The organism is Nostoc sp. CHAB 5715 (genome assembly GCF_020829685.1).
Classification (GTDB): Bacteria; Cyanobacteriota; Cyanobacteriia; order Cyanobacteriales; family Nostocaceae; genus Nostoc.
In genome coordinates this window covers 1-3,248 of the sequence record NZ_JAIVFR010000862.1, presented here as the reverse complement: position 1 = coordinate 3,248, position 3,248 = coordinate 1, and the positions used below count along the sequence as shown (strand labels likewise).

4 protein-coding genes are annotated in these 3,248 nt (G+C 40.4%); 1 reads left to right on the top strand and 3 read right to left on the bottom strand.

Going from position 1 to position 3,248, the window contains the following annotated elements; translation table 11 throughout:
* Positions 1-203 (bottom strand): DedA family protein (locus tag LC574_RS32645; protein ID WP_368736763.1); only part of this gene is annotated, 203 nt, incomplete at its 3' end.
* A gap of 488 nt (positions 204-691) precedes the next feature.
* Here LC574_RS32645 and LC574_RS32640 point away from each other — a divergent pair.
* Positions 692-1,045: an STAS domain-containing protein gene (locus tag LC574_RS32640; protein ID WP_229457740.1), complete on the top strand. Its 354-nt coding sequence runs from the start codon at positions 692-694 to the stop codon at positions 1,043-1,045.
* 717 nt (positions 1,046-1,762) lie between these two features.
* Here the strand turns inward: LC574_RS32640 and LC574_RS32635 are convergent.
* Both LC574_RS32635 and rpsF read right to left on the bottom strand, forming a co-directional pair.
* Positions 1,763-2,323 carry an Npun_F5560 family protein gene (locus LC574_RS32635; protein ID WP_229457739.1) on the bottom strand — a complete coding sequence of 187 codons (561 nt, stop codon included), beginning with the start codon at positions 2,321-2,323 and terminating at the stop codon, positions 1,763-1,765.
* A gap of 278 nt (positions 2,324-2,601) precedes the next feature.
* A complete protein-coding gene (rpsF, locus tag LC574_RS32630; protein WP_229457738.1) occupies positions 2,602-2,952 on the bottom strand; it encodes a 30S ribosomal protein S6 in 351 nt (116 codons plus the stop codon).
* Between the last annotated feature and the right edge of the window lie 296 nt (positions 2,953-3,248).

Sequence of the window (3,248 nt, the reverse complement as noted above, 5' to 3'; positions counted from 1 at the left end):
ACAGCACCCATAATTGCATCACCGAGAACCAGCCAGAAATTCAGTTCATCGCTACCAGCTAGAAACCCGCCTACTAAGGTCACGGTTTCGCCAGGAAGGGGAATGCCTAAATTTTCTAGCAAAATTCCCAAAAAAACTGCCCAATACCCGTAAGTGTGGGCGACTTCCTGGATATTTTCTAGTGAAACCAGCTCTAAAGACATCCCGCACCGCCGTCTTTACAAATTTTTACTTTTATTATATCTTTGCTTGTTTATGCGCGAGGTGTCAATTAAACCGCTACCTAGAGCCATTGAGCCATTAATTTAATTCTGAATAATCCATAAATTAAAGTCTATGGTCACTATTAGTTTTTAATTATTAACTATGCATTTTTTAGAGGCTTCTACCACAAGTTCATAATTTATTACAAACAAATTAAAATATTTATAAAAAATTTATAAATATCCAGTTAAATGATGAAAATCTTGTAAAAGATACGGTTGATACCGAAATTGTTAGGCGTTTATGCCTATATTGATGAAAGTTATCACAAATTATACGGCATGAATACTGAAATAATCCTTCTCAACTGCACGACTGTATTTACCCAAATACCAGGGTAAAACACTAATTTTGCTGTTGAAAGAGAAGAGGTATTGATGTCTTTTTTCAATTTTTTGTCGAGTGTTCCAATTACCCTGTTAAATTCATGATTCTCACACAAGAACGTCAAGTTATTTTGTTTAAACCCCAAGCAAGCATAGATTTGGAAGGCGGTAAGACTTTGAGTGAACAGATGGCTAGAGTAGTGCCCCAAGCTCATCAACTCTGGGTTATCGACCTAGCAGAAGTTAATTTCATGGACAGTTCTGGATTAGTCCCTTTAGTAAAAGGGTTGAAAGCTGCACGTCAGAGTGGTTGTCGCTTGGTTCTATGCAACGTGCAAGCTCCTGTACGGTTAATTTTAGAACTTACCCAACTAGATTCAGTGTTTGAAATTTTTCCCACTTACGAAGACATTTTTACCACCGTTAAAGATAAAAGTCTGGTGCTAGCAGCCTAAATAATAAATCTACCTATAGATAGATGGTGGAGTCAAGCAATATTTGCATTTTTTCATATTCTTAAATCAAAGAGAACAGTCTGGTGCTAGCAGGCTGATTTTCTTTTTTCTCTAGAAGAATGTTGAGCGAAACTCATGGCTTTGACGTAGATAATATCAATAAACAGACGAATAAACCTGCTTGTTGGAAGCCATCTACGTAGTGCGTCAAGTTTAAATTGATGGATAAGCAAGTTCGTAGTAAGGACTTTAGTCCTGATGTTCTAAGCACTTTAGTGCTTACTACAAACCGTCAAAACTAACTTAGACATTGTAATACCTAAAGCAGTGAAGTAAGATTGACCAAAATCGGTCAAAACAATGCAATTATTTGTGAGACTCCCCAGCTTTTGAAAGACAGGGCTTTTCAAATTACTCTGAGCTAATTGTTTTATAACAGACGTTACTACTGCAAGGAAGCAGGAGGTAAGAAAGGTTATACTATCAGCCTTTGCCTTATTTATAACTCCATAGTTGTTATTTATTGCCTTGGTGTAGTAGTACAGAGGGCGCGTAAATAAACATACCATTTCAAGTGGCGCAAGAAGCTCGGAATACAATTATGCGTGACTTTTGACAAATGACTTTTGACTTCCGCCTTGCCGTACTAGTTGGATGTATCCAAGACACTTTGTCGCAGCAATTTTTTACCTGTTCGATTCCATCATAATGATGACTTTAGGCCTTCTGGGGAGTCGAAATGTTAGTTTCTTCGGATGCTGGGCGGGGAAAATTTGGCAAATCAATGCCACTGTGACTAGCATTGCGAGTTTTGAGTGCTAAACGGTAACTCACACTTTGCAGTTCTGCTTGTAGTTGGCGGTTTTCCCGCTGTAGGATTGCTACCTTTTCCCTCACTGGCGTCATCCGCTCCTCAAACTTCCGCCGATAAATTTGAGGTAACTCTTGTACTACTTGCTCTAACATCCGAGTGCGATCGGTGAGTTCTTGAACTGACTGTCGCAATTGGTAAATTTCGGAGTCACGAGTTGTAATTTGCTCTTGGTAGAACGCCACCTGCTGCTCCACAGCTTGGAGTTGTTCTTGCAAAGCCTGTAACTGGGTCGTATCGCGCTCAAGATCAGGCTGCTGGGGCATAAAACTAGTGTTACCCTTTACCAGCCGGAAGAGTTCTTGAGATAGTTGTTGCACTAAGGAATCACGAAGTTGCAACTCTTGGCGTAGCTGCGATACTTCCGTAGAGAGAACTTGAATATTGGGTGTATCAGATTGGCTCACAGTAGCTTACAGCTCCCATTCAGAATCTTGTCCACTCTTAGGTATAACTGCGGGAGTACTACCTTTGGCAAGTATTTGTTAATTTAGCATTCCCAAGCAAGTCACGAAAAAAGAAAAAACAAAATTTTATTGAATGGGATGGAGTATTAGTAAGTGGGAAGTGGGAAGTGGGGAGTGGGGAGTGGGGCATTAATTATTTCTTCCTCATCTCCCTCATCTCCCTCATCTCCCTCATCTCCCTCATCTCCCTCATCTCTCTATTCCCTATTCCCTAATCCTTAGACCGTTGCTGTCACTTTAGTGGGTTTTTCTTTTTCCTCTTTAGGGGGTTTTTCCTCTTCGGCTTCCTGCTTAACTGTCAAATAGCGAATCACTTCTTCACTCAAACGCATGGCGCGTTCAAAGGGGGCGATCGCAGTTGCAGGCGCAGTGTAGTTTAACTGGATGTAGATGCCATCGCGGTGTTTTTTGATTTCATAAGCAAGACGACGCTTACCACGATTTTGAATTTGGATATCCTGGGCGCCTTGGTCGCGAAGCAAATTCTGATATTTAGTAATTGCTTGCTCTACCTGTTCATCTCCCAGGTCAGGACGCAGAATGTACATTGTTTCGTAACTTGTAGTCATATTTTTCAGTCTCCTTATGGACAGAAATGGCTGCTGATGCTAATTTATACCTAATTTAATTCAATATGTCGGTATTAATCAACATCTGAAGCAACAAGGAACTATAATCTTACCAGTTTTAAATTTGAATCATTAGCCAAATCGCCGAAGTTTGAATTTTTTGGATGTCCCTAATGAAAACTAGGTCGTTTCCCGGCCCCCAGATTTCTAATCCAAAATCCAAAATCGTTCGACTGAGCGTAGCCGAAGTCCAAAATCCAAAATCGCTCAAGCCTGAAGATATCGGGTTTCGCTTG